The organism is Proteus sp. G2669 (assembly GCF_009915245.1).
In the GTDB taxonomy this organism is placed as follows: Bacteria; Pseudomonadota; Gammaproteobacteria; order Enterobacterales; family Enterobacteriaceae; genus Proteus.
On the sequence record NZ_JAABLX010000020.1, the window covers coordinates 1 to 23420 of the forward strand.

Genomic DNA, 23420 nt, shown 5'->3' on the forward strand with positions numbered 1-23420 from the left:
CATCAGTTACTGGTGCCTAATAAACGGGCTTATCATCGAACAACCTTAAGCCATCATCGTTTTCATCGGCATCCAAATTTAATTAAGTCAGGGTTTATCCCCACACAACCAGAACAGCTTTGGGTGGCAGATATTACCTATTTATCGACGCATGAAGGTGATACTTATTTAAGTTTAATTACGGATGCGTATTCACGAAAAATCGTGGGATATCATTTAGATAACAATATGAAAACAAGTTCAGTGAAGAAATCGTTGGTTCAGGCGTTAAAAAAACGGACTTCGACAACTTCGTTAATCCATCATTCAGATCGAGGGATACAGTATTGTTCTTCGGAATATCAGAAGATACATAAAGAGCATAATATTCAATGTTCTATGACTGATGGGTATGATTGTTATCAAAATGCCTTAGCAGAACGAATTAATGGAATATTAAAAATGGAGTATCTACTGATAAAACCGAGTAATCTGGAACAAGCAAGAAAATTAGTAGAAGAATCAATTCAACTCTATAATGAAAAACGGCCACACTTATCGTTAAACTATAAAACGCCCGATGAAGTACATCGAGCGTTTTATGCCTGAAAAGTTGTCAACCTATATCAGGACTAGTCACCCCTACTTTTATCAATATTTCTCCTATTTTTGTCAATTTATTTTATACAAAAGCTTTTCTCTTCTTTATTGACTCTTTAAACTAAAATTTCCTACTTGTTTCCTGCGCTATTGCAAGTAACATAGAAAAACTGTCCGACAGGGGCAGAGTGAATTAACCAAACAATTATTTTAATTAAACGAAGAGAGATTTATTTATGATCGTTGCGCCTGTAGTCGACGTACTGCAAGGCCGTATCGCGGTTGGCGAAGACGTCACCGTTCGCGGTTGGGTACGTACAAGAAGAGATTCAAAAGCTGGTATCTCATTTCTTACCGTCTATGACGGTTCCTGCTTTAATCCAGTACAGGCCATCATTAATAATAATTTACCGAATTATCAAGATGAAGTGCTGCACTTAACCACAGGTTGTTCTGTGGAAGTCACCGGTAAAATTGTTGAATCTCCGGGCCAGGGACAGAACTTTGAAATTCATGCCACCAATATTATTGTGGTAGGAATGGTCGATGATCCGGAAACTTATCCGATGGCCGCCAAACGTCATAGTATTGAGTACCTACGTGAAGTTGCTCACCTTCGTCCTCGTACTAACTTAATTGGTGCAGTTGCTCGTGTTCGTCACACATTAGCACAAGCACTACATCGTTTCTTCGATGAACAAGGCTTCTTCTGGGTTTCTACGCCACTGATCACTGCGGCTGATACTGAAGGTGCAGGTGAAATGTTCCGTGTCTCTACACTTGATATGAACAATCTGCCACGCACAGATAAAGGCGAAGTCGATTTCAGTGAAGACTTTTTTGGCCGTGAAGCGTTTTTAACCGTATCAGGTCAATTAAATGGTGAGACTTATGCCTCTGCATTAAGCAAAGTGTATACTTTTGGTCCAACATTCCGTGCTGAAAACTCAAATACCAGTCGTCACCTTGCTGAATTCTGGATGGTTGAGCCTGAAGTGGCATTTGCTGATCTTAACGATATCGCGGCACTTGCCGAAAAAATGCTGAAATACACCTTTGCAGCCGTATTAGCAGAGCGTAAAGATGATATGGAGTTCTTTGCACAACGTGTCGATAAAGACGCTATCTCACGCTTAGAGAACTTTATCACTTCTGATTTTGCTCAAATCGATTATACCGATGCGGTCACTGTGCTTGAAAACTGTGGTGAGAAATTTGAAAACCCAGTTTATTGGGGTGTTGACCTCTCTTCTGAGCATGAACGTTATCTTGCAGAGAAACACTTTAAAGCACCTGTTGTTGTAAAAAACTACCCGAAAGATATCAAAGCATTCTATATGCGTATGAATGAAGATGGTAAAACAGTTGCAGCAATGGACGTGTTAGCACCAGGAATTGGTGAAATCATCGGTGGTTCTCAACGTGAAGAGCGTTTAGATATGTTTGATAAACGTTTAGAAGAAATGGGAATGAATAAAGAAGACTACTGGTGGTATCGTGACCTACGTCGCTATGGCACAGTGCCTCATTCAGGATTTGGTTTAGGTTTTGAACGTTTAGTCGCTTATGTGACCGGTGTCGCAAACGTTCGTGAAGTTATTCCATTCCCTCGTACACCAAGAAATGCAGATTTTTAATTTAGTGATTAATTAATATTCAACTGGAAATTTGCATTGCTGTTTTATTGTACTAGTTTTACTTAAGTGAAGAAGCCAACCGCAAGGTTGGCTTTTTTTATGCATGGCTGTTATTTAATTCAAAAGTTCCCCAAAATACACACTTTGAAATACATAGTTACAATTTGTTACACTTTTTTCGTTTTTGTAGCAAATTGGGGGTAGATAAAATTTTTTACCAATGGAACACTGTCACCCGACACAGACGACACTTAACTCTCATAAATAGTTCCATAAAAATTAAGAAACTATTTCTGGCAGTGGCAAAGGTGTCTGAATAACACCAATGAGGGTAATAATAATGATGAAGCGCAATCTTCTTGCAGTGGTAATCCCAGCTTTAATGTTTGCTGGTGCAGCAAACGCAGCTGAAATGTATAACAAAGACGGCAACAAAGTAGACATCTACGGTAAAGTTGACGTTCGTCATTACTTCGCTAACTCTGAAAGAGACGGCGGTAAAGAAAGCGGTGACGCTTCTCGTGCTCGTATCGGTTTCAAAGGCGAAACTCAAATCAATAAAGATTTAGTTGGTTTCGGTCGTTTTGAATACGAAGTTCGTACTGGTGAACAAGAAGGTGAAACAGACTCACGTGCTCGTTTCGCTTACGCTGGTTTTAAATTTGCTGACTACGGTTCAGTAGACTACGGTCGTAACTACGGTGTAATTTACGACACCAACGCATGGACAGACGTTCTGCCTTTATGGGGCGGCGACTCAATGTCACAAACTGACAACTTCATGACTGGTCGTACTACTGGTGTTCTGACTTACCGTAACACTGATATGTTCGGTTACGTTGATGGCCTGAACTTTGCTCTGCAATATCAAGGTAAAAATAACTCAGAAACTACTAACACACGTACCGATGTTAAAAAACAAAATGGTGACGGTTTTGGTTTCTCTACAGCTTACAACTTAGGTTGGGGCGTAACTCTGGGTGGTGGTTACTCTAATTCATCACGTACTGCAGAACAAAAGTTAAGCACAGCTAAAGGTGAACGTGCAGAAGCATGGAACTTTGGTGGTAAATTCGCAGCTAACAATGTTTACTTAGCAGCTATGTACGGTGAAACTCGTAACATGACTGGTTTCAAAGGCAACATTGCTAACAAAACTCAAAACATCGAGTTAACTGCACAGTATGACTTTAAAGAATTAGGTCTGAAACCATCTTTAGGTTACGTTCAATCTAAAGGTAAAGACTTAGATGTTAAAGGCGTAAACGACGAAGATTTAGTTAAATATATCTCTGTAGGTTCTTTCTACAAATTTAACAAAAACATGACTGCAGTTGTTGATTACAAAATCAACCTGATCAAATCTGATAACAAACTGGGCATCAACGACGACAACGTAGTTGGTTTAGGTCTGACTTATCAGTTCTAATTACCGCTTAGGTAATTAAACAGTCAAGTTAATTGATTTGAAAAGCAACACTTCGGTGTTGCTTTTTTATTTGTCCCCCTACTTCCAATCTTAATCTCTTGTTATTTAGCCCGCTTTTTTCTTCTTATTCTTAATATTTTTCTTTCTTTTTATTTTTGCATTGACAGTGGATCTGTTTATTTATTCACTGAAAAATATTACCACTTCTTTATTTTTAATAATCGCAAAAAGTTTATCATACTAAACAATTATGTCTTTTTAGTGATTATTTTTACATGTTAATGTAATCACAGGATATTCACTTATTTACATCTTGATTTGCTATTTATTCTCACTTAGTTCACAACTTCTTGTTAATTTCTCTACAAACAGTTGGCAAAAAGGCCTCATAGCGTTACTCTTGATACTCATATTTCGGCTTCGTTTTGAGCTTAGGGAACAATTACACTATGTTTGAGAAAATCATTGCTGCACCAGCCGATCCTATTCTGGGTTTAGCTGATAGTTTCCGTTCTGATCCTCGTGAAAACAAAATTAACTTAGGGATTGGTGTTTATAAGGATGAAACAGGTAAAACCCCTGTTTTAACCACTGTTAAGAAAGCAGAAAAATACCTGTTAGAAAACGAAACCACTAAAAATTACCTTCCTATTAGCGGTATCCCTGAATTTGGCAATGTGACCCAAGCACTTTTGTTTGGTGAACAACACCCTATTATCACTGAAAAACGCGCACGTACAGCACAAGCTCCAGGTGGTACAGGTGCTTTGCGTATTGCTGCTGATTTTATTGCTCAACAAACCACGGCAAAACGCGTCTGGATAAGTAATCCAACTTGGCCTAACCATAATAATATTTTCCAAACTGCAGGTCTTGAGATCTGCAATTATGATTATTACGATGCAAAAAATCGTGGGTTAGATTTTGAAGGCATGTTAGCAAGCCTTGCTAAAGCTCAAGCGGGTGATGTTGTTCTGTTCCACGGTTGCTGCCATAACCCAAGCGGTATTGATCCAACTGAAGAACAATGGCGTCAATTAGCTGAACTATCAGCAGAAAAAGGCTGGTTACCTGTTTTTGACTTTGCATACCAAGGTTTTGCTCGCGGTCTTGAAGAAGATGCACAAGGCTTACGCCTATTTGCAGAAAAAAATTCTGAGCTTATTGTTGCTAGTTCATATTCTAAAAACTTCGGTCTTTATAATGAACGTGTAGGTGCATGTACCATTGTCACCAAAGATAGCGACACTGCTGAAAAAGCCTTTAGCCAAGCAAAAGCAATTATTCGTGCCAACTATTCAAACCCACCAGCACACGGTGCTTCAGTAGTAACAACTATTCTTTCTAATCCAGAGTTAAAAGAAGAATGGATTGAAGAGCTAACAACCATGCGCGAACGTATTCAGCGTATGCGTCAATTGTTAGTGACGACACTACAAGAAAAAGGTGCTAAGCAAGACTTTAGCTTTATTATTGACCAAAATGGTATGTTCTCATTTAGTGGTTTAAATAAAGAGCAAGTTGAGCGTTTACGCGCTGAATACGGTATTTATATCGTAGGCTCAGGTCGTATTAACGTAGCTGGTTTAACTCTTGAGAATATGGTTCCACTATGTGAAGCCATTGTTGCAGTACTCTAATTACCTTATAAAGTGTAATTAAGATAAATACCACGTTATTAATAACGTGGTATTTTTATTTAGATCAATAAAAATATAAATCTCATTTTTTACTGATAAAAAAGCTCTTTATAATAAAGAGCTTTCATATTTATTCGCTTATAGCCACTATTACCAGATTGGCATTTCATCTTGTAAAAACGGATTGTATTGGCGCTCATGACCTAAATTAGACATAGGGCCATGTCCCGGAATAAACAAATAATCATCACCTAAAGGTAAGACTTTATTTTTGATTGATGCAATAAGATCGGCATGGTTTCCACGCGGGAAATCGGTACGACCAATACTTTCTTTAAATAAAACATCACCCATTGAAATAAGTTTATTCTGGTGATTAACAAAAATAATATGTCCTGGTGTATGACCAGGGCAATGTAAAACAGATAACGAAATTGTTTTACCGATTGTCACGGTATCACCCTCATTTAACCAACTATCTGGTGTAAATGATTTTCCACAAGGAAAATTAAACATACGACACTGTTGTTCTAATTCTTCAAGTAGAAAACTATCATCTTTATGTGGCCCATAAACAGGAACATTAAAATGCTCAACAATTTGAGAGGTGCCAGCAATATGATCAAAGTGTCCGTGTGTTAATAATACTTTGGTTAATGTTAATTGGCGGGCTTCGATTTCTGCAATAAGCGTTTCGACATCTCCACCAGGATCAACAATTGCCGCTTCCTTCGTTTCATCACACCAAATAAGGGTGCAATTTTGCATATAGTTTGTCACAGGTACAATGTGATACATCATGAATCACTCCACTCTCTATTAACTAATTCTCAATAGATTACCATGAGCGAACAGGTCCTGTATCAATATGCACAAAATTACTTCTCGGATAATATCCAACACCACCCGCTTTCATTCTTAGCGCCACTTGACGAACTTTTGAAAGTTCTGTGCCTACTAAGCGAAAATCCATTGCTTGTCCGCGAGTATGGTAGCTTTTCTTAGCGACACCACTGCTGCTTTGGCGCAAATTATTATTGGTCACTAAAGAGCGATAACCTGAAATAAGTTCAACGGGTTTATTGTTATTCAGCATTACTTGCAGTAAATAGATTTGGTCAAACAGGGCGGGATCAATTGTTTTAATTTTATTTTGTCGGTAATCTCTAAACAAATGGTTTAGTTTAGCAAGCTCATGTTTATTATAACGTTTTCCATCAAAAAACTCGGCTTTAATAGTTTCACCAGTATTTAAATTATTAAAGCGAAGAATTTTTGGGCGAGGTGTAGCTAATGAAGCAAAAGCATGAGAAGGCAATAAACCTAACCCCACTGCGGCCATACCGAGCCCCAGCCACTTACGGCGGTGTGAATCAATAATATCCATAGTATATGCACTCAAAAAATTATTTCAGGAGGAAGAACCTTTATTATGACAATATTTTTCCCGAATTGTTTCTTATAGTTTGTATAGTATTGTAAATAACGATTCATTTTAATTTATCAGCATTTCAAATCTTATTAATTTAGTTATTTATACTAAAGACTCTTTTTATTATTCTATTTTTAATGGAAATTTTAAAAATATTTTGTATATTTATTATTTTTTCAGTTTTCTTATTAAAAAATACAATATATAAAAATATCTCATTGATTTATATATAAATAAAGGGCGACCAATTTAGCCACCCTTTATTCAATTTATACTTTTTTATATTACAAGTATTTCTTAATATTCTCTAAATAAGGTTGGGCATTTGAAATGCTTTTGTCATAACCATAAATATCTGCACGATATTGAGGTGCATTTTCCTGCGCTACCCATGCGGTTTGATAATATAAATAAACTGGGATACGTTCAGGAATTGGGGCATATTGTGTTGAACCACGTTTTAATGCCGCATCAATTCTATCTTGTTTCCATCCTGCATCACCCAATAAAATTGAAGCAAGCTCAGAGGCTTTATTTACACGAATACAACCTGAACTGATTGCTCTCATGTTTTTTGAGAATAATGAATGATTTGGAGTGTCATGCAGATATATCGCATCTGAATTTGGCATATTAAATTTATAACGCCCTAATGAGTTTGTTGGCCCTGGAGCCTGCCAAATTCGGTAAGGGAAGTTATTTGCGCTCATATTTTGCCAATCAATGTCATAAGGGTTAATAGGATAAGCATCATTCCCCCACCCTGAATAAATGGTATATCCCTTACGGCTAAAGTAGCTAGGATCAGCTTTACCTCTAGGCACAATATCTTTACGTGTCATGCTTGTTGGCACATTCCAAGGTGGATTAACCACTACGTTGTTCAGCGCGCTGCTCATAATCGGCGTTTTTCTATCTGGTCTGCCAACAATCACTTTTGAATCAAGAATAAGCTCATTATTGGCATAAAAATAGAGTGAAAAATCAGGAATATTCACCCAAATTCCAGTATCACCTATGGCCGGTGTTAACCGAAGACGTTGAATATTTAATGCCATAATACTGGCACGTTGTGCGGGGGTTATATTCAACCACACTCGCGTTTGTCGCCCTATAACACCATCTGGCTCTAACCCATGAGCCGTTTGAAATAATTTAACAGTCGCAACTAAAGGCGCATCATAAACAGTTGTTGCAATTTCTTGTTCATTTTCTGCTAATTCAGGGATCAGTTTTAAATGGCGCAAAATTTGTCTAAGTGCTAAGACTTCTTCAGAGGATTGATTTGGCTTTAATGATCCTGTTCCTTTCATTTCAGGCCAAACAACCGCACTATGTAATTGCTTGCGCACTTCTTCTTTCATTAAACTGTAATAAGGATGAGAAGGTGCATAAGAAATAACGAAACTGCCTAAAGTGTTATTTTGAATATTTTGTTGTAGATCAACCACGAATTTATCCGATGGTGATGGCAAAGTTTGTGTAGCATTTCGATACAGTAAAGATGCACCTGATTTATTCACTTGCTCAACAAAACTGATATAACCAAGAAATGCGTCTGATAAAATAATATCACGCCCTTCTTTTGTTAACTCTGGTGTTTCTAATTGTACTAACCATTGCCCAAATTGAGGCTGAATACCTGAAATAGCCACTTCTGCAATTTGTTCTTGTAATTGCTGTGCGATTTTTTCATCTTGCCAAATAAGTACGAGGTTATTCGCTTGGTAGACTTTTACCAGTTGAGTTAAATATGATGGTTTATATCCTATTGGGAGCCACGACTGTAACTTTGCTTTTGCCTCTAACTCAGTCACTTGTGGGATATTCATTGCCACGTTGGCGGGTGCTAGCATCGTTTCATTAATGACAGGCACTAATGTCTCAGTTTCTGTTTCGGGTGTAGATAACACAACTGATTCAGTTTCAGTTGCCACAGCGTAATGCCCTGAAAGCAGTGTGCCTATAACAACTGAATATGCGATTGCTCTTTTAATTGGTTGGTGCGCCATAAATCCTCTACCCTCATCCCTTATTATTATTTTGGTATCCTAGAATATTAGATGAGCTTGGAAAAGAGTTTTATAGGAATAAACTAATATTTTTAAAGTTTTATAAACCCTTGATGGGAATTTGATTTTATTTAATCATAAAAAGACTACTTTGCTGTTTTTATATTCACAATATTATTTTATATGGAAAAATAACCAAAGGGTAAAAAACAGACAAATAAAAGTAAGCGTTTTATAAAAATTAAGAATTAAAATTTGCTAAATAAATTTATTTAAATGAAAGGTATTTTTAGATAGAAAAAAGGCGTAGTTTCCTACGCCTTACAAATAAAGGTAAACAAAGGGTAAAAATTAATATTCTGAATTGATAACGACTTCTTCACCAAACTGACCTGCTTTTGGCAGTGGTTGGTAAGAAGAGTTAGCTGCACGCAGAATACGAATACCACGGATATTCAGTTCATCTGCTGCTGCGATATCGGCATCAGCATCACCGTAGTAAATTTTCAGTTTATGATCACGCATCCAGCTTACTTTATTATTTGCGCCTGGTTGGTCACCCGCGAAAATAACAGGTTGCATTTTATCAGCTGGGATATTTAAACCTTCTTGAACATATTTGGTCACAGTCTCAGTTTTAGTTTGAGTACGACCAGTAATGAAATAAACAGTATCACCACGTTTTAAGTGCATTTGAACAAGATCGATACCGACTTGTTTAGGCATACTGAATTTATCCCACTCGTTATTCATTTTTTCCCAGAACTCTGGGTTTTTCAGATAACTGAAATCATTTGGAGAATATTCTAGTTTACCACGGTAAAAACCTGGGCTTGAGAATAAAACAGTATCATCAATATCAAAACCAACAGCCATTGGTGCTTGACCAACTAAACTTTTCTCGATTTCTGCAACAGAAACCCAATTAATTGGTTGTTGTTGTGCTAATTGAGCAACAGTAACACCTGGGTTTACAACTTCTGGCATATGAACTTTTGCCATTGCCGCGCCATTTAAACTTAACGCTAAAGCAATTGCACTAAAAGCTAACGTGACTTTACGCATTTTCTTTCCTTTAATTTTTATATTAATCACATACGGCAATAATCATAGACATCACGCTTACATTTAAATGAGATATAGCGCACGTTGTATCATTTAAATTTTCATTTTTTTGTTAATTTACTTTCATTTTTTGATCTATCTAACACTTTGAAAAAAGAAGGCACTATGAGTATATGCCCGTAGCGCCTTCTATTTGCCTATTTGTAGCTGATTACCCAAATAAAATTATTCTGTTATTTCAGCAACATTTGATGATGCAATTTTATCTTTTTCTGCGTGTTGACCAAAACCTTTTAAACCGACAACGTGAACATGTTCAGTACCATTGAACACTTTACGAACGAGTTTATAAGTTGTACCTTTTTCTGGACTGATATTTTCTGGTGCTGCAATGATTAATTGCATATCTAAACGATCACAAAGTTCGAATAGCGTTGCAATAGATTTCGCATCCAAACGTGCAGCTTCATCGAGGAAAAGCAAACGACAAGGGGAAATATCTTTTCCTCTTAAGCGTCGAGATTCTTCTTCCCAACTTTGTACAACCATCACCAAAATTGACATACCAGTACCAATCGCTTCACCGGTTGATAACGCGCCACTTTCCGCTTTTAACCACCCTTCTGGTCCACGATTAACCTCGACATCCATTTCTAAATAATTACGATAATCTAACAGCTCCTCTCCCACTGTTTGTGGCATACGTTGCCCAATATCTACTTGTGGATTTAAGCGTTGATAGAGCTTCGCCATCGCTTCAGAGAAAGTAAGGTTTTGGTTTTTAAATAAGTCTTGGTATTGATTATCTTCTTCTGATAACACATCAAGAAGCACTTGATGGCTTTCACGAATATTGACGTTAAGTCGAACTCCTCGCACTTGGCCAAATGAAACCGCTTGTAAACCTTGGTTTAGCATACGGATACGATTTTGCTCACGCTGAATAGTTTTACGAATAATATTCGCGACACTTCGTGAGCTAATCGCTAATTTCTGTTCACGGCTTGTCAGTTCTTCCGTTAAGCGAGCAAGCTCAATTTCCATCTGTTCAATTGCATCAACGGGATCATCGGTTTTAATAATATCTTGGCGAATTCGCTCTCTTAAATGCTGATATACCGCAATAAAGAACTGAACTTTACGATCAGGATATTTAGCATCTTCAGAACGACGTAATGCATCACGTAAATATTCATTATCAGCAACAGCTTGACGTAATGCACCTAGCGCCTTATCCGACATTGAACGTAATTCATCAGCAGAAAGGTAAGCGAAATCTCGGCGATGTAAACGACGTTCCATACCATTTTCTTTCACCAATCGCATCACTGCACACCAACCCGCTTTTGCACTCACAACATGCTCTCGGATTTGAGTGTAATCACGCTCAAGTTTACGAATTTTTTTGGTCAGATTATCGCGTTCGGCTTCACTCAGTGCGATATCGCGTTCAAGTTGGCTAATACGAGTACGGTTAGCACTAACTGCAGAATAACGTTGATCCCGTAGTTCTTTTGCTCTTACTTCTGCTCCAACATCAATATGTATCCCCGTATCACGCATCTCCTGCTCAAGCTCTCTAAGCAATTCAGATTTAGTATCAAAAGAACTCTTTAATGATGCGAGCACTTGATTAAATTGAGCACATTGTGCTTGTTGTTGGCGATAAAGCTCCCTTGCTGTAGCGCGTTCAGTTTCTGCCATCTCTAAACGGTGGCGTAGTTTCTCATTAAGATCACTATTTTCGCTCACAATCTCAACAGCATCGCTATAACTAAAATGCGCACGACGTTGTACTACTTCCACCAGCAAGAAAGCTTGTTGTTGATAACGTTGTTGCTCTGCTTTTGCTTGTTCGTAGTCTTGCGTTAATTGCTCGTACTCTTGTGGATCACTTTGCAAAATTGACGCAATAGGCTCTAGGGTTGCGAGTGCTTTTTCATGACGCTGTAAGTGGCGCATAGACTCTTCAGCGGCATACAGCTCTTCACGTAGCTCTTCAACACGGTCAATCAATGTTTCATCCATCAAGATATTCACTTGAGGGATCAGTTTATTAAGCAAATTCAGTGATTCTTTGGCACGAGCATAATGTTGGCGTTGCTGCTGAGTGCTTTCTTCATACTGTGCTAATGCTCTTTCTAGCTCATTACGTCTTTGATTAAGCTGGCGGATATCCGCTTCAGGATCAGCTTCAAAAGCAACTGAAATATGTTGCCCAACAAATTGGCTAAAGGTATGGTGTGCACGTTGAATTTTTTGCACATCAAAAGCTTGCGTTGCATAAAGTTCAGAAAGTTCATCACGTTGACGAGATAATATTTCTAATTGATTTTCACGCGCGGCACGACCAAAAAGTGGGATCTCAGGGTAGCGAGAATAACGCCATTGTCTATCTGAGCTCTTGATAAGAACCGCTTTATCCATCTCTTGTGCATTAAACACACTGTCATCGAAAGATTGAGGATCGCCTTCGATAAAATAGAGATCTTCTGGGCAATCGTCTAATGTTTCTAATTGCGCCTGAACAAGAGAGAGATCTTGTACAACGATGGCATGACGTGCAGGGCCATATAACGCTGAGAAATAAGGTGCATCATCTAATGTAATATCATCATAAATCTCTGATAATAAAACCCCATTAAAACGCTCTGCTAACGTAATTAACCGTCCATCTTCAGCACCACTTGGCTGACTTAAACGTTCAATTTGCGCTTCAATTTGTTGTTTGCGTGTTGCTGTTTCATCACGTAATACGGTGGCTTCACGCTCTTTTTCAAGTAACTGTTGCATATATTCTGTTACTTGATGACCCGTTTCAAAAGATTGACGAGTTTGCTCACACAGTTGCGTTAATGCATCTTGTGCCGCAAGCCATGCTGGGGCTTGTTTTTTTAGCTTTTCAATTTGTTGTTTGAGTTGATCCAGCTCTTGGCGCATTTGCATACGATGTTCGCCAGACTCATTAACATAATCGCTAAGCTCTTCAATTTTAGCTTCTAGCTCATCTTGTAAAATTAACAGATCATCTGGCTCCATCGATTTGCCATGATGTTTGTTAAACTCTTCAAGTTGGCGTTGAGCATTGTTTCGCTGATGTAAACGTTGCTCTAATTCTGCTAATTGCATACGAATAGGATGAACCCTATCCGCTTGGTGTCGATGCGAAGACCATTCGCGTAATGCCGTTTTGGCGGCACTCCAAGCATCTTTACGATCAACCTCACCAACAATGGCGCTAACCAATTTATAAGCTTGATCAAACTGTGTTTTCGCTGCTTCAGAAACATTAAGTTTCTGTTCCATTGAAAGCAATGAATGAGTAATGGTTTGAATTTTCGCTTGGATCCGTTCAGCCCACTGATCAGCATTACTTTCATCTAAATCAGCAATATCACATTGTGCTTTAGCACGCTCTAAAGCCTGTACAGCTTGGCGATATTGGATAGCGCGTGTTTGTTGTACATCTAATGCTTGCTGATAGTCTGCTAACTGATTTTTCAGTTCATCGACTTCTTCTTCTGCCGATTCTACACGTGCTTCAAGTTCTTCTTTCTTAGACGCGGCTTCTTCAACCACTTCACTTTGTTCTTCTAAGCGAAAAGTTATCTCTTCCACATCGGCAACATAACGGTCAATTTTTTCTTGTTGACGAACCGCATTTTGCACTAAGTTTAATCGGTCACTTGCTGCTTGATAATCCGCTTCAAGATCAGAAGAAAGTGCTTGTTGCTCTTCCAGCTCTTTACCCATTTCAACAAAACGATATGCCTCGTTATTAATGGATTTTCTCTGGCTCCATAATTCACGGCGAACTTCTAAAGCTTCATCAAGATGAACTCGTCGTTCATTGGCATGGCGCATATAGTCAGCTGCAACATAAGATGTCGCTTCTGTAATTAAGTGCTTAAATAAGTCACGATCAGATTGAGTGACACGAATAGCTTCAAGCGTCATTCGGTTTTCACGTAGTGCGCCTTCCATATCTTGGAAAGCTTTTCTGACTCCGCTATTTTCAGGTAGTAAATAATCACGTAGAGAGCGTGTAATCGCACTTGAAATACCACCATACAATGAAGCTTCAATTAAGCGATAAAATTTAGCGCGATCACTCGCTGAACGTAAACGTTTAGGAATAACCCCCAAATCGAACATCACTGCATGGAAGTCAGTAATTGAATTAAATTGTCTGAAAACAACCCCATCAATGGCTTCAACTTTTTCTTTTAATTCATTGAGTGGTAAAACCCTTGCTTGGCGATCTGCAACAGCTTGAGTCAGAATTTCTGTCGGGTTTTCTGCCATCGGCAGCCCTTGGATCATAAAGGGTTTGATATCAACTTTTTTATCGCGACCAGCAATCTGCTGTAAACGCACCCCTACCACAGCACGTAAATGACGTGAGTTGATCACATCTAATACAGCGTAACAGACGCCAGGACGTAACTTCCCATATAAACCTTTATCACGAGAACCACTTGTTGATCCAGCTTCGGTGGTATTACGAAAGTGCAGTAAAGTCAGATCAGGGATCATTGCTGTGATAAATGCAGCCATAGTGGTTGATTTACCAGCACCATTCCCGCCTGATAATGTCGTCACCAATTCATCTAAGTCAAAAGTGCGAGCAAAGAACCCATTCCAGTTGATCAGTGTTAATGAGCGAAATTTTCCACGTTCAATCATTTATTTTCTTCCTCCGCATCATCTTCACCTGATTGTAATTGCTCATCTTCATTTTCTTCATCATCATTTGGTGTCTCTGATCCTGTATCAAGCGCCATCGCTTCACCATCACGGATCATTCGCATTTGAGCTTCCAGTGGTGAATCACCACTGCGCACATCAGCACCAAAGCGGAACACTGATTCTGTTATTGAAAAACGCTGTAAGTCATTTAATAAGAATGAGATCATACCTAAACGACGTAAACGATTCAGAGAGGTTCTCATTTTTTCTTGCAGTTTTTGCAAATCAAGATCAGAACCGGTGGAACGCTGATTCACTAAACGTAATAATTTATTTTCATCTGCTAGTGTTCTTAATTCATCGAATAGCTCTTGAACAGTAAATATACCCTGATTCGCTAATCGCTCTGGGCTAAGATAGAGATAACAAAGAATTTTCCCCACCAGCATATCCATTTCAGACAGTACAGAACGAGGAATAAGCGTAGTTGAGCGAGGACGTAGATAGAAGAAACCTTCTGGAGCTCGGATTAATTCAACATTATAACGCGCATAAAAATCTGACAATTCATCTTGAAAGTCCATCAAGAAGGCATGATTATCCAGAGAATCTATACCAATATGTCGACCTGCACGTAACTGGCTATCCAGTTCAGGAAAAAGTGAGTTCGCTAATGCCTGCGCCAACTTTGCTGGCATAAATTGTTCAGTATGTATCGATGACATGCGCTTGTACCTTAGCTCCATATTCGTTAATTTCTGACCATTTTGCAGGTAATCCTGCGAGCTCAGCTTTTGCTACACCTAATCGTACCGCCTGATCAATCACAATACGGGCAACATCAAAATGTTTCTGCTGCGGGTAACGATCAAGGTATTCAACTAATACTGAACTGAGATCTAATGCTCTTTGCTCTAATTTGTAAGAAGCAAGCTCTTGCTCTACCCATTGCGCTATTTGTTCATTCACTTCACTGAACATTTGATATTCGAGTTCTTCAGGTAATTCACCTGTAACTTCTTCATCTCGTAAAGTCAGTTCTTCATCACGCATATCATACAACCTATCTGCATTAGCGTAAGTTAATGCCCATGGGCTGTCGAAATAGTTTTGTACTGATTGACGTAATCGACGAGAGAATATACGGTTTTTATCCATGTCTATCGCAGTACGAATAAATTTATGGACGTGTCTATCATAGCCAATCCATAAATCAATAGATTGCTGACCCCAACTAATAATACGGTCTAGCTTACTTTGTAGCTCAAATACTAACGTATCTATTTGATCAACATGACCTGTATTCATGTTTGCTTCTTGAATACGCAATAGATTGGCTTGAAGTTTATCACCCGCGGCTTCAAGCGTATCTTGTAGCTCTCTTAATGTGCCAGAGGTTTCAGATAACAGTTGTTCACAGCTTGATATAGCAGCTTGCCAGTCTTGATTTAATAATGCCGCAATATCTTCTTTTACTGTATTTTGCTGTTCATCCATAATTCGCTGTGACAAATCAATGCTATCGAAAATTTCTGCAACTGAATATTTCAGTGGCGCAAAAACATTACGATGCCAATGATATTCATCGCCACCATCTTCAGCAGAACTTGCAGCAGAATCGAGTTCTCCCGCTACAATAGATAACTGCATAGATAAACGTAACGATGAAAACTCACGTTGACGAATATAATAATCACTAATTCCAATACCTAACGGCGTTAACCGATATATTGCATTACCTTCTACCAATTCACTGGTAAAACGGTTAAAAAGCCGCTGCTTAACCATATCATTAATGGCATTATTGGCACGAACTTGAATTGATTCTGCGGGTTGTTCAAAGCCTTTACAGACCTCTCTAAAGGCGTCAATTAACTCCCCTTCACTAATTTCACCATCAAGGCGTTCACTGTTTAATACAGCGACTGCCATCAAAAAAGCTAATCTTTCAGGTGGCAGTGAGATTGAGAAATCATTTTTTCTCGCCCAAGACACTAACTCAGGAACGGTCTGGGTAAAATCACTCATAGTACATCCTTAATTTACACGCTTTTGTGCCATGACATGAATGTAACGCCCCAGACTGATATAGGGCTCTTGCCGACAATAACGTTGCTCTAATGCGAGCAACGATGGAAAATCTTTATTTTGCAACTGGCGACTTTGTAAATAATCATGAAAAACACGAACTCCCGTTTTTCCTAATATTGTCATTGAAAATTCTGTCAGCCATTGATAAACATCTTCAGGTTGCAATGGATTTTGAGGCGATAATGATTTTTTTCTTCTTCGAGGAATTTCAGGATTTGCCAGATGAAAATTCCCCAATATCGCATTTCTCATGACAATACCATTCGCATTGTAAAACATCAGCGATAAGATACCATTAGGTAACAACATATCGGTAAGAACATTTACGGCGTCTTTCTGATCCGTGATCCATTCCAATACTGCATGAAATAGAATTAAGTCAACCCCTTCATCTATATGCTCTTTAATCTCTTGAGCTGCACAACAAATAAACGTCATGTTCTCGACAACACCCTCTTCAATCGCAGCCTCTTGTGCACGATTTAGCATCTCTTGTGATAAATCACATAAGATAATTTGGTGTCCTAATTTAGCAAGCTGACGAGAGAAATAACCTTCACCTCCACCTGCATCTAAAATACGCAAACTCCGGCTAGGTAAGAGGGTCAATAATTGTTGTAAATCTTCCCAAATCACCGCTTGACGTATTTTACCCTTTGTTGTGCCATAGATATTGCGGGAGAATTTATCTGCAATATCGTCAAAATTACGATCTGACATTAAAACGCCTCATGATAACAACTTACTACTTGCGCTCTTTGCGTTCTGATAAATTCAAAAATATGAGACACTGTACATAAATAAAGACGGCAATTTTACCAGTGTTCTATGATACTGACTGTTTTCTCTAAAGAAATAAGTCATGAATCAGATTATTCGCAAAGCGCAGTATAAATATAACGCTTATTAATGAAAAAATTAACGTTCAAACGTTTATCGTTTTATAAATAATTAAACGGTTCTTTATTTCTATTGATGAAAACTTAGTGAAACGTTGTTGTGTTAGCTATTTTGACACAACGTCTTGGAATTCCCCTAGTTTTCACTAAGCTTTCGCTATCAATTGCATGTATTTCACTCAATCTAGGATGATTTATGCTGTTTTTGCTCAAAAAATATGTTGCAGGCTTTCTGATGCCCTTGCCTTTGCTCTTATTAATCGCCTTTTTTGCATTAGCACTACTTTGGTTTACTCGTTGGCAAAAAACTGGAAAAAGCCTACTCACTGTTGTTCTTATTTTATTGACGATTTTAGGCATACAGCCTGTTGCTGATACACTATTAATGCCAAGTGAAAAAGAGTATCAAGCTCGTTATGAATTACGAGAAAATTCACAACAAGATGTGAACTATATTGTTGTTTTGGGTGGTGGATTTACTTATAACCCCGATTGGGCACCCAGTTCTAATCTTCTTAACAATAGTCTATTTCGTGTTGCTGAAGGTGTAAGACTCTATTATCGTAATCCTAATGCGATGCTAATTTTTACAGGTGGTGCAGGTGTTAATCAGATAAGTAGTGCTGAGGTAGCGGCTCAGGTAGCACAATCTTTGGGTGTACCTCCTGAAAGGACTATCGCATTATCAACACCGAAAGATACTGAAGAAGAAGCCTATGAAGTTGATAAATTAATTGGTAAGAAACCATTTTTACTTGTGACGTCCGCTAACCATTTAGCACGCGCTGAACGTTTCTTTTTAGCCAGAGGCATGAAACCTATCGTTGCACCAGCTAATCAATTGGCTATCACTTCACCATTACATCCTTGGGAAAAATATTTCCCTTCAGCGACATATTTTCAGCATAGTGAACGTGCATGGTATGAGTTTTTAGGCTCAATGTGGCAATCAGTTAAACCTGCTGGGCAACCCGCTACTATTTCTGAAAATGAAAGTCATCAATCAGATAAAGAAGAAAACCAGTAATTAGAAATATTTTTGCTTACTGATACAAAAACGGCACTTAATTTAAGTGCCGTTGAAATTGATTTGTGTCCGTTAAAAGATCAGAACTCTTGGTTAAGTGCTCGATATGCAGCTCTGGCTGCAATAAGATCATCTTGAGTGTCAACACCCACACCAGGAACTTCTAATGCTTTTGCAACATGGATTTTTTCGCCATACCACAATACCCGCAGTTGCTCTAACATTTCAATAGATTCTAATGGGCTTGGCTCCCAAGTAATATATCGACGTATAAAGCCAGCGCGATAAGCATAAATCCCAATATGGCGGAGATAATGCTCACCAATTTCATCGTGTGATAAGTTAAAACGGTCTCTTTCCCAAGGAATGGTTGCACGAGAAAAATAAAGTGCGAAACCTTTTGCATCCATAACCACTTTCACTGCATTAGGATTAAACGCTTCTTTTGAATCAACAATAGGCACTGCCAATGTTGCCATTCCTGCACCACAACTTGCTAAATTTTCAGCAACTTGAGTAATAATTGCGGGAGGAATAAGAGGTTCATCACCTTGTACGTTAACGATTATCTCGTCATCTGCAAATTGGTATTTTTCAATGACTTCAGCTAAACGTTCTGTACCCGAATGGTGATCTTCTCGGGTCATACAGGCTTCCCCACCCGCTTTTTCCACAGCGGCAACAACATCTAAGTTATCGGTTGCGACAATGACACGGTTTGCACCAGAACGCATAGCCTGTTCCATAACACGAACAATCATAGGTTTACCGTGAATATCCGCGAGGGGTTTACCCGGTAAGCGGGTCGATGCATATCGACCAGGGATTATGACCGTGAACATGAAGTTACTTTTCCTCTTCTAGTGATAATTCTCTTGCTTCATTCTCCAGAAGAACGGGGATATTGTCACGAACAGGATAAGCTAAATGATCAATTTTGCAGATAAGCTCTGAATTTTCTTTATCAAAGATAAGTTTGCCGTGGCAAACTGGACAAGCAATAATTTCAAGTAAGCGGTGATCCATTTTTTCCCTCTCAAGGGTTAATCATTTTATATAGCAAAAGGATATCATAAGGAAGGATCAGCGTTAATACTCAAAGCCTCTCGTTTAGTGATAATTCGAAAATTATTTTGGTTATTAATAAATTTATTATTTTCTTTTTTACTATAAGCAACAAAAAAGCCACATTAATGTGGCTTTTTATCGTTGAGTCTGCAACATCATTAATAAAGAATTACATTCCACTTTTATTGATAATAATTTAACCTTTTTATTATCTTTATTGCATTCTAATTAACGTTATAACTCTTTTATATTACTTATTCGGTTTGGTAGTAAGCTATTTGACCTTACCTGCCCCAAAATAGGTATAAACGATAATTTAATCTCGGTGTTAAACTATCGTTTCTACTACATCATCAACAAGGTAAAACCTTATTTAAAATCCGATAACATCAGCAGCTTCTAGGCCGGCGGCTGTTCTGATAACAGAAAATTCAACGTCTTGACCTTCTGTTAATGCTTTGTTTTTTGTATTGGCAATCGCTTTTTTATTGACATAAACTTCTTGTTCAATATCTCTTGCAACAATAAGACCATAACCTTTGTTATTGTCGAACCATTTAACGCGACCCATTCTTAATTGTAATGTCATGATAGATAAACTCCTTTTGTTCTTCGTATAGTTTTTATTTTTCTATACTAATGCATCCTACTTTTTATTATGTCTTCTTATATAAAACCCCAATTAAATTCTGAACACATTAATTTAAGTAGTGCATTTTATTATTTAATATAAATGTTCAAAACCGTGATAGCTAAACTTGATGAATATTCTAAGGCTCAATCAATATTTACAGTATCAACATGACAAAAAGATGACATGAGGAAGATATTTTATTGCGCACCTATAAATAAAATAACCGTATATAAGGAGGATTAATAATCACCATTCAAAATAGTTTCTACAATCCATTAGGTGCAAAGCCTATTGCATTCACAGCATAAAAGTATTACGTCTACATTAAAGATCCACAAAATCTCCACACAAGGCTTTTGAGTAGATAGGGTATTGGCGAGTTAAATTGAACTACGACAAAAGCGGTATGCGACTGTGGGTAGGTAATCTTTTATGTAACGCTATCCTGATTTCCACTATAAATATCATTGTTTCAGATCAGATACAAGTTTTTTTCGAGCCGTAAATTAAATTGCTGACTTGTTTTAGCACAGATTGGCTATTTAACTCAGCGCTGACTGGCAAATACCACCAATTTTCTTGAGCAAAATGCTGACATTTAACAGCATCTTTTTCTGTCATAATAAGAGTTTCATTGAAAGGTGTTAAATCTTGTAATTCTTTGGCGCTGTAATCACTGTGATCACTAAATGCTTGAGTTGAAATTAATTCAATTCCTTTTTCGCGCAAAGAATTAAAAAAACGAGGAGGATGACCAATGCCTGCTATTGCTACCGCTTTAGCTATCTGTTGAACTGGCTTTTTCTCACCCGTCTTAAGGTTCACTGCAATATCACCCGCTAAAACCATTGCTATCTCATTATCTTGGCTTAAACCACCATTAACAATAATTGCATCGACTGAATGTAAGCGACTCGCACGTTCCCGCATAGGGCCAGCAGGAAGCCACCAGCCATTACCAAATCGACGCTGCCCATCGATAACAACAATTTCATAATCACGCTGTAGTGCATAATGCTGTAAGCCATCATCAGTGATAATCACATCAAGTTCATGTTGTGCTAATAAGGCTTTTACTGCATCTCGTCGAACAGGTGCAACCGCAACAGGTGCACCTGTTCGATGATAAATTAACACAGGCTCATCACCTGCCATTGCAGGTGTGGTCTCTGATGTTAGTAGTAATGGATAATGATCTGATTTCCCGCCATAACCACGGGAAACAATGCCTGGTTTAAATCCTTGCAGTATTAATTGCTCAACAAGCCATATAACAACGGGGGTTTTACCATTGCCACCTGCTGTTAAGTTACCAACAACCACAACAGGAACAGAGGCTTTCCATGATGACAACCATCCTTTTTGATATGCAAAGCGCCTTAATAGAGTAATCGCGCCGTACAACCATGAAAATGGAAGTAAGAGGAGATAAAACCAAGATTTACCAGACCAAATCCGTTCAATCATTTACCAAATTGCATCCTGTGAAGTTGAGCATAAACACCTTTTTGATCGATTAAATCAATGTGTGAGCCACGTTCAACAATTTCACCATCTTCAATAACTAAAATTTCATCCGCTTTTTCAATGGTTGATAATCGGTGAGCAATCACTAAAGAGGTTCTATTTTTTTGCAGTTCATCAAGAGCTGATTGAATAGCACGTTCAGATTCTGTATCAAGTGCCGATGTAGCTTCATCAAGGATAAGAATTGGTGAATCACGTAGTAAAGCCCTCGCTATCGCGATACGTTGACGTTGTCCACCTGAAAGCAGAACACCATTTTCGCCAATTTCGGTATCTAGGCCTTTATCCATTTTATTAATAAAGTCCATTGCATGCGCCATTTTGGCTGCTTTTTCGATATCTTCACGACTGTATTGGTCTTCACAAGCATAAACAATATTATTTGCTACTGTTTCATTAAATAAGTGAACATTTTGAGAAACAAGAGCAACTTGATTACGTAAAGATTTCAACGTGTATTCACGAATATCATGACCATTAATCAATATTTGCCCTTCATTGATGTCATAGAAACGCGTGATCAGATTCGCTATTGTTGACTTACCTGAACCAGAACGTCCCACTAATGCAACAGTTTTTCCTGCTGGAATAGTAAATGACATATTTTTCAAGGCAGGAGTATCTTTTGTCACATACTGGAAAGTCACATTACGGAATTCAATATCACCCGTTGGTTTTTTCAGTTCTAGTTTACCTGTGTCTTTCTCTTGTTCCATATCGAGAATAGCAAATAATGTCTGGCAAGCTGCCATACCTCTTTGGAACTGAGCATTCACATTCGTCAATGATTTCAATGGGCGCATTAATGCAACCATTGATGAGAAAACAACGGTGATTGTACCTGCAGTTAATGTATTCATAATGTCAGGGAAGCTAGCAGCGTACAGAACAAATGCTAACGCAAAGGAAGCAATTAATTGAATAATAGGATCTGAAATTGACGATGCAACAACCATACGCATACCTTGGCGACGAATATGGTTACTCACATGATTAAAGCGCTTATTCTCTACTTCTTGACCATTAAAAATAAGTACTTCTTTATGTCCTTTCAGCATCTGTTCAGCGCTAGTTGTTACTTGTCCCATGCTATTTTGAATACGTTTACTAATCGTTCTAAAACGTGTTGATACCAAACGAATAACAATAGCAACAATAGGGGCAATAACAATGAGGATCATGGATAATTGCCAACTATAGTAAAACATCAAGCCAAAGAGCCCGATAATGTAGGCACCTTCACGAACAACTGTAATTAATGCACCTGATGATGAAGACGCAACTTGCTCTGAATCATATGTAATACGAGAAAGCAAAGTTCCTGTTGATTGCTGGTCAAAAAAGCTCACCGGCATTCCCATAATGTGGGAAAACAGTCGGCGACGCATATTCATTACAACTTTCCCAGATACCCAAGAAAGACAGTAACTTGAAATAAAGTTAGATATACCACGCAGAACTATCAGTCCAATAACAGCAATCGGCATCCATTTTAATACGTCATTACTTGCTTTACCAAAACCTTCATCAAGCAGTGGTTTTAATAAAGAAATCATAAATGCATCCACACCCGCATTGATGATTAATGCAATTGCTGCAGCGATCAAACCCGCTTTGAAAATCCGAATCATCGGCCATAAGCGTCGGAATGTTTGCCACGTTGATAGGTCTATATCATTCATATATATTAC

General features: G+C 38.2%; 18 protein-coding genes. 5 read left to right on the plus strand and 13 right to left on the minus strand.

Features of this window, described 5'->3' with window-relative positions; all coding sequences use genetic code 11:
• From GWI68_RS05410 to GWI68_RS05425, 4 genes are all read left to right on the plus strand, one after another.
• A partial coding sequence (locus GWI68_RS05410; RefSeq protein WP_166539075.1) for an IS3 family transposase occupies positions 1-588 on the plus strand: 588 nt, incomplete at its 5' end.
• Between the two features lie 227 nt (positions 589-815).
• Positions 816-2216 (plus strand): asparagine--tRNA ligase, encoded by a 1401-nt coding sequence (gene asnS, locus GWI68_RS05415; protein ID WP_166539626.1) that lies wholly within the window; start codon positions 816-818, stop codon positions 2214-2216.
• Positions 2217-2556: 340 nt separating this feature from the next.
• On the plus strand, positions 2557-3645 hold the full coding sequence (locus GWI68_RS05420) for a porin (protein WP_279542474.1): 1089 nt from the start codon (positions 2557-2559) through the stop codon (positions 3643-3645).
• Between the two features lie 449 nt (positions 3646-4094).
• On the plus strand, positions 4095-5285 hold the full coding sequence (locus tag GWI68_RS05425; RefSeq protein ID WP_166539627.1) for an amino acid aminotransferase: 1191 nt from the start codon (positions 4095-4097) through the stop codon (positions 5283-5285).
• Positions 5286-5435: 150 nt separating this feature from the next.
• On the opposite strand, the gene GWI68_RS05430 is transcribed toward GWI68_RS05425, so the two are convergent.
• The 8 genes from GWI68_RS05430 to cmoM form a co-directional block, all read right to left on the minus strand.
• On the minus strand, positions 5436-6086 hold the full coding sequence (locus GWI68_RS05430) for an MBL fold metallo-hydrolase (protein ID WP_072069661.1): 651 nt from the start codon (positions 6084-6086) through the stop codon (positions 5436-5438).
• A 37-nt stretch (positions 6087-6123) separates the two neighbouring features.
• Complete coding sequence (locus tag GWI68_RS05435; RefSeq protein ID WP_072062789.1) at positions 6124-6672, minus strand: YcbK family protein; 549 nt, start codon at positions 6670-6672, stop codon at positions 6124-6126.
• Positions 6673-7001: 329 nt separating this feature from the next.
• The gene (ldtD, locus tag GWI68_RS05440; RefSeq protein WP_166539628.1) at positions 7002-8729 is read right to left on the minus strand and encodes a L,D-transpeptidase; all 1728 of its coding nucleotides are present in this window, start codon (positions 8727-8729) and stop codon (positions 7002-7004) included.
• Positions 8730-9080: 351 nt separating this feature from the next.
• On the minus strand, positions 9081-9794 hold the full coding sequence (gene aphA, locus GWI68_RS05445; protein ID WP_166539629.1) for an acid phosphatase AphA: 714 nt from the start codon (positions 9792-9794) through the stop codon (positions 9081-9083).
• Positions 9795-10019: 225 nt separating this feature from the next.
• On the minus strand, positions 10020-14480 hold the full coding sequence (mukB, locus tag GWI68_RS05450; protein ID WP_166539630.1) for a chromosome partition protein MukB: 4461 nt from the start codon (positions 14478-14480) through the stop codon (positions 10020-10022).
• Positions 14477-15208 (minus strand): chromosome partition protein MukE, encoded by a 732-nt coding sequence (gene mukE / locus GWI68_RS05455; protein ID WP_166539631.1) that lies wholly within the window; start codon positions 15206-15208, stop codon positions 14477-14479. The genes mukB and mukE overlap by 4 nt, the downstream gene beginning before the upstream one ends.
• The gene (mukF, locus tag GWI68_RS05460; protein WP_072069667.1) at positions 15189-16511 is read right to left on the minus strand and encodes a chromosome partition protein MukF; all 1323 of its coding nucleotides are present in this window, start codon (positions 16509-16511) and stop codon (positions 15189-15191) included. The genes mukE and mukF overlap by 20 nt, the downstream gene beginning before the upstream one ends.
• Before the next feature lie 9 nt (positions 16512-16520).
• Positions 16521-17294, minus strand: coding sequence for a tRNA uridine 5-oxyacetic acid(34) methyltransferase CmoM (gene cmoM, locus GWI68_RS05465; RefSeq protein ID WP_166539632.1), 774 nt, complete (start codon positions 17292-17294; stop codon positions 16521-16523).
• Between the two features lie 375 nt (positions 17295-17669).
• Here cmoM and elyC point away from each other — a divergent pair, with 375 nt between their 5' ends.
• Entirely contained in the window at positions 17670-18500 is an 831-nt protein-coding gene (elyC, locus tag GWI68_RS05470; RefSeq protein ID WP_166539633.1) for an envelope biogenesis factor ElyC, read from the plus strand.
• Between the two features lie 80 nt (positions 18501-18580).
• On the opposite strand, the gene kdsB is transcribed toward elyC, so the two are convergent.
• From kdsB to msbA, 5 genes are all read right to left on the minus strand, one after another.
• Positions 18581-19342, minus strand: coding sequence for a 3-deoxy-manno-octulosonate cytidylyltransferase (gene kdsB / locus GWI68_RS05475; RefSeq protein WP_099074994.1), 762 nt, complete (start codon positions 19340-19342; stop codon positions 18581-18583).
• Positions 19343-19346: 4 nt separating this feature from the next.
• Positions 19347-19526: a Trm112 family protein gene (locus GWI68_RS05480; protein ID WP_004244593.1), complete on the minus strand. Its 180-nt coding sequence runs from the start codon at positions 19524-19526 to the stop codon at positions 19347-19349.
• 415 nt (positions 19527-19941) lie between these two features.
• Positions 19942-20157: a cold shock domain-containing protein gene (locus tag GWI68_RS05485; RefSeq protein WP_023581324.1), complete on the minus strand. Its 216-nt coding sequence runs from the start codon at positions 20155-20157 to the stop codon at positions 19942-19944.
• A gap of 522 nt (positions 20158-20679) precedes the next feature.
• On the minus strand, positions 20680-21669 hold the full coding sequence (gene lpxK, locus GWI68_RS05490; protein ID WP_166539634.1) for a tetraacyldisaccharide 4'-kinase: 990 nt from the start codon (positions 21667-21669) through the stop codon (positions 20680-20682).
• A complete protein-coding gene (msbA, locus tag GWI68_RS05495) occupies positions 21666-23411 on the minus strand; it encodes a lipid A ABC transporter ATP-binding protein/permease MsbA (RefSeq protein ID WP_166539635.1) in 1746 nt (581 codons plus the stop codon). The genes lpxK and msbA overlap by 4 nt, the downstream gene beginning before the upstream one ends.
• Positions 23412-23420: the final 9 nt, after the last annotated feature.

Excerpts from the sequence above, each read along its gene's own strand:
- asnS (WP_166539626.1), top strand. The coding sequence starts at position 816 with ATGATCGTTGCGCCTGTAGTCGACGTACTGCAAGGCCGTATCGCGGTT.
- GWI68_RS05420 (WP_279542474.1), top strand. The coding sequence starts at position 2,557 with ATGATGAAGCGCAATCTTCTTGCAGTGGTAATCCCAGCTTTAATGTTT.
- GWI68_RS05425 (WP_166539627.1), top strand. The coding sequence starts at position 4,095 with ATGTTTGAGAAAATCATTGCTGCACCAGCCGATCCTATTCTGGGTTTA.
- GWI68_RS05430 (WP_072069661.1), bottom strand. The coding sequence starts at position 6,086 with ATGATGTATCACATTGTACCTGTGACAAACTATATGCAAAATTGCACC.
- GWI68_RS05435 (WP_072062789.1), bottom strand. The coding sequence starts at position 6,672 with ATGGATATTATTGATTCACACCGCCGTAAGTGGCTGGGGCTCGGTATG.
- ldtD (WP_166539628.1), bottom strand. The coding sequence starts at position 8,729 with ATGGCGCACCAACCAATTAAAAGAGCAATCGCATATTCAGTTGTTATA.
- aphA (WP_166539629.1), bottom strand. The coding sequence starts at position 9,794 with ATGCGTAAAGTCACGTTAGCTTTTAGTGCAATTGCTTTAGCGTTAAGT.
- mukB (WP_166539630.1), bottom strand. The coding sequence starts at position 14,480 with ATGATTGAACGTGGAAAATTTCGCTCATTAACACTGATCAACTGGAAT.
- mukE (WP_166539631.1), bottom strand. The coding sequence starts at position 15,208 with ATGTCATCGATACATACTGAACAATTTATGCCAGCAAAGTTGGCGCAG.
- mukF (WP_072069667.1), bottom strand. The coding sequence starts at position 16,511 with ATGAGTGATTTTACCCAGACCGTTCCTGAGTTAGTGTCTTGGGCGAGA.
- cmoM (WP_166539632.1), bottom strand. The coding sequence starts at position 17,294 with ATGTCAGATCGTAATTTTGACGATATTGCAGATAAATTCTCCCGCAAT.
- elyC (WP_166539633.1), top strand. The coding sequence starts at position 17,670 with ATGCTGTTTTTGCTCAAAAAATATGTTGCAGGCTTTCTGATGCCCTTG.
- kdsB (WP_099074994.1), bottom strand. The coding sequence starts at position 19,342 with ATGTTCACGGTCATAATCCCTGGTCGATATGCATCGACCCGCTTACCG.
- GWI68_RS05480 (WP_004244593.1), bottom strand. The coding sequence starts at position 19,526 with ATGGATCACCGCTTACTTGAAATTATTGCTTGTCCAGTTTGCCACGGC.
- GWI68_RS05485 (WP_023581324.1), bottom strand. The coding sequence starts at position 20,157 with ATGACATTACAATTAAGAATGGGTCGCGTTAAATGGTTCGACAATAAC.
- lpxK (WP_166539634.1), bottom strand. The coding sequence starts at position 21,669 with ATGATTGAACGGATTTGGTCTGGTAAATCTTGGTTTTATCTCCTCTTA.
- msbA (WP_166539635.1), bottom strand. The coding sequence starts at position 23,411 with ATGAATGATATAGACCTATCAACGTGGCAAACATTCCGACGCTTATGG.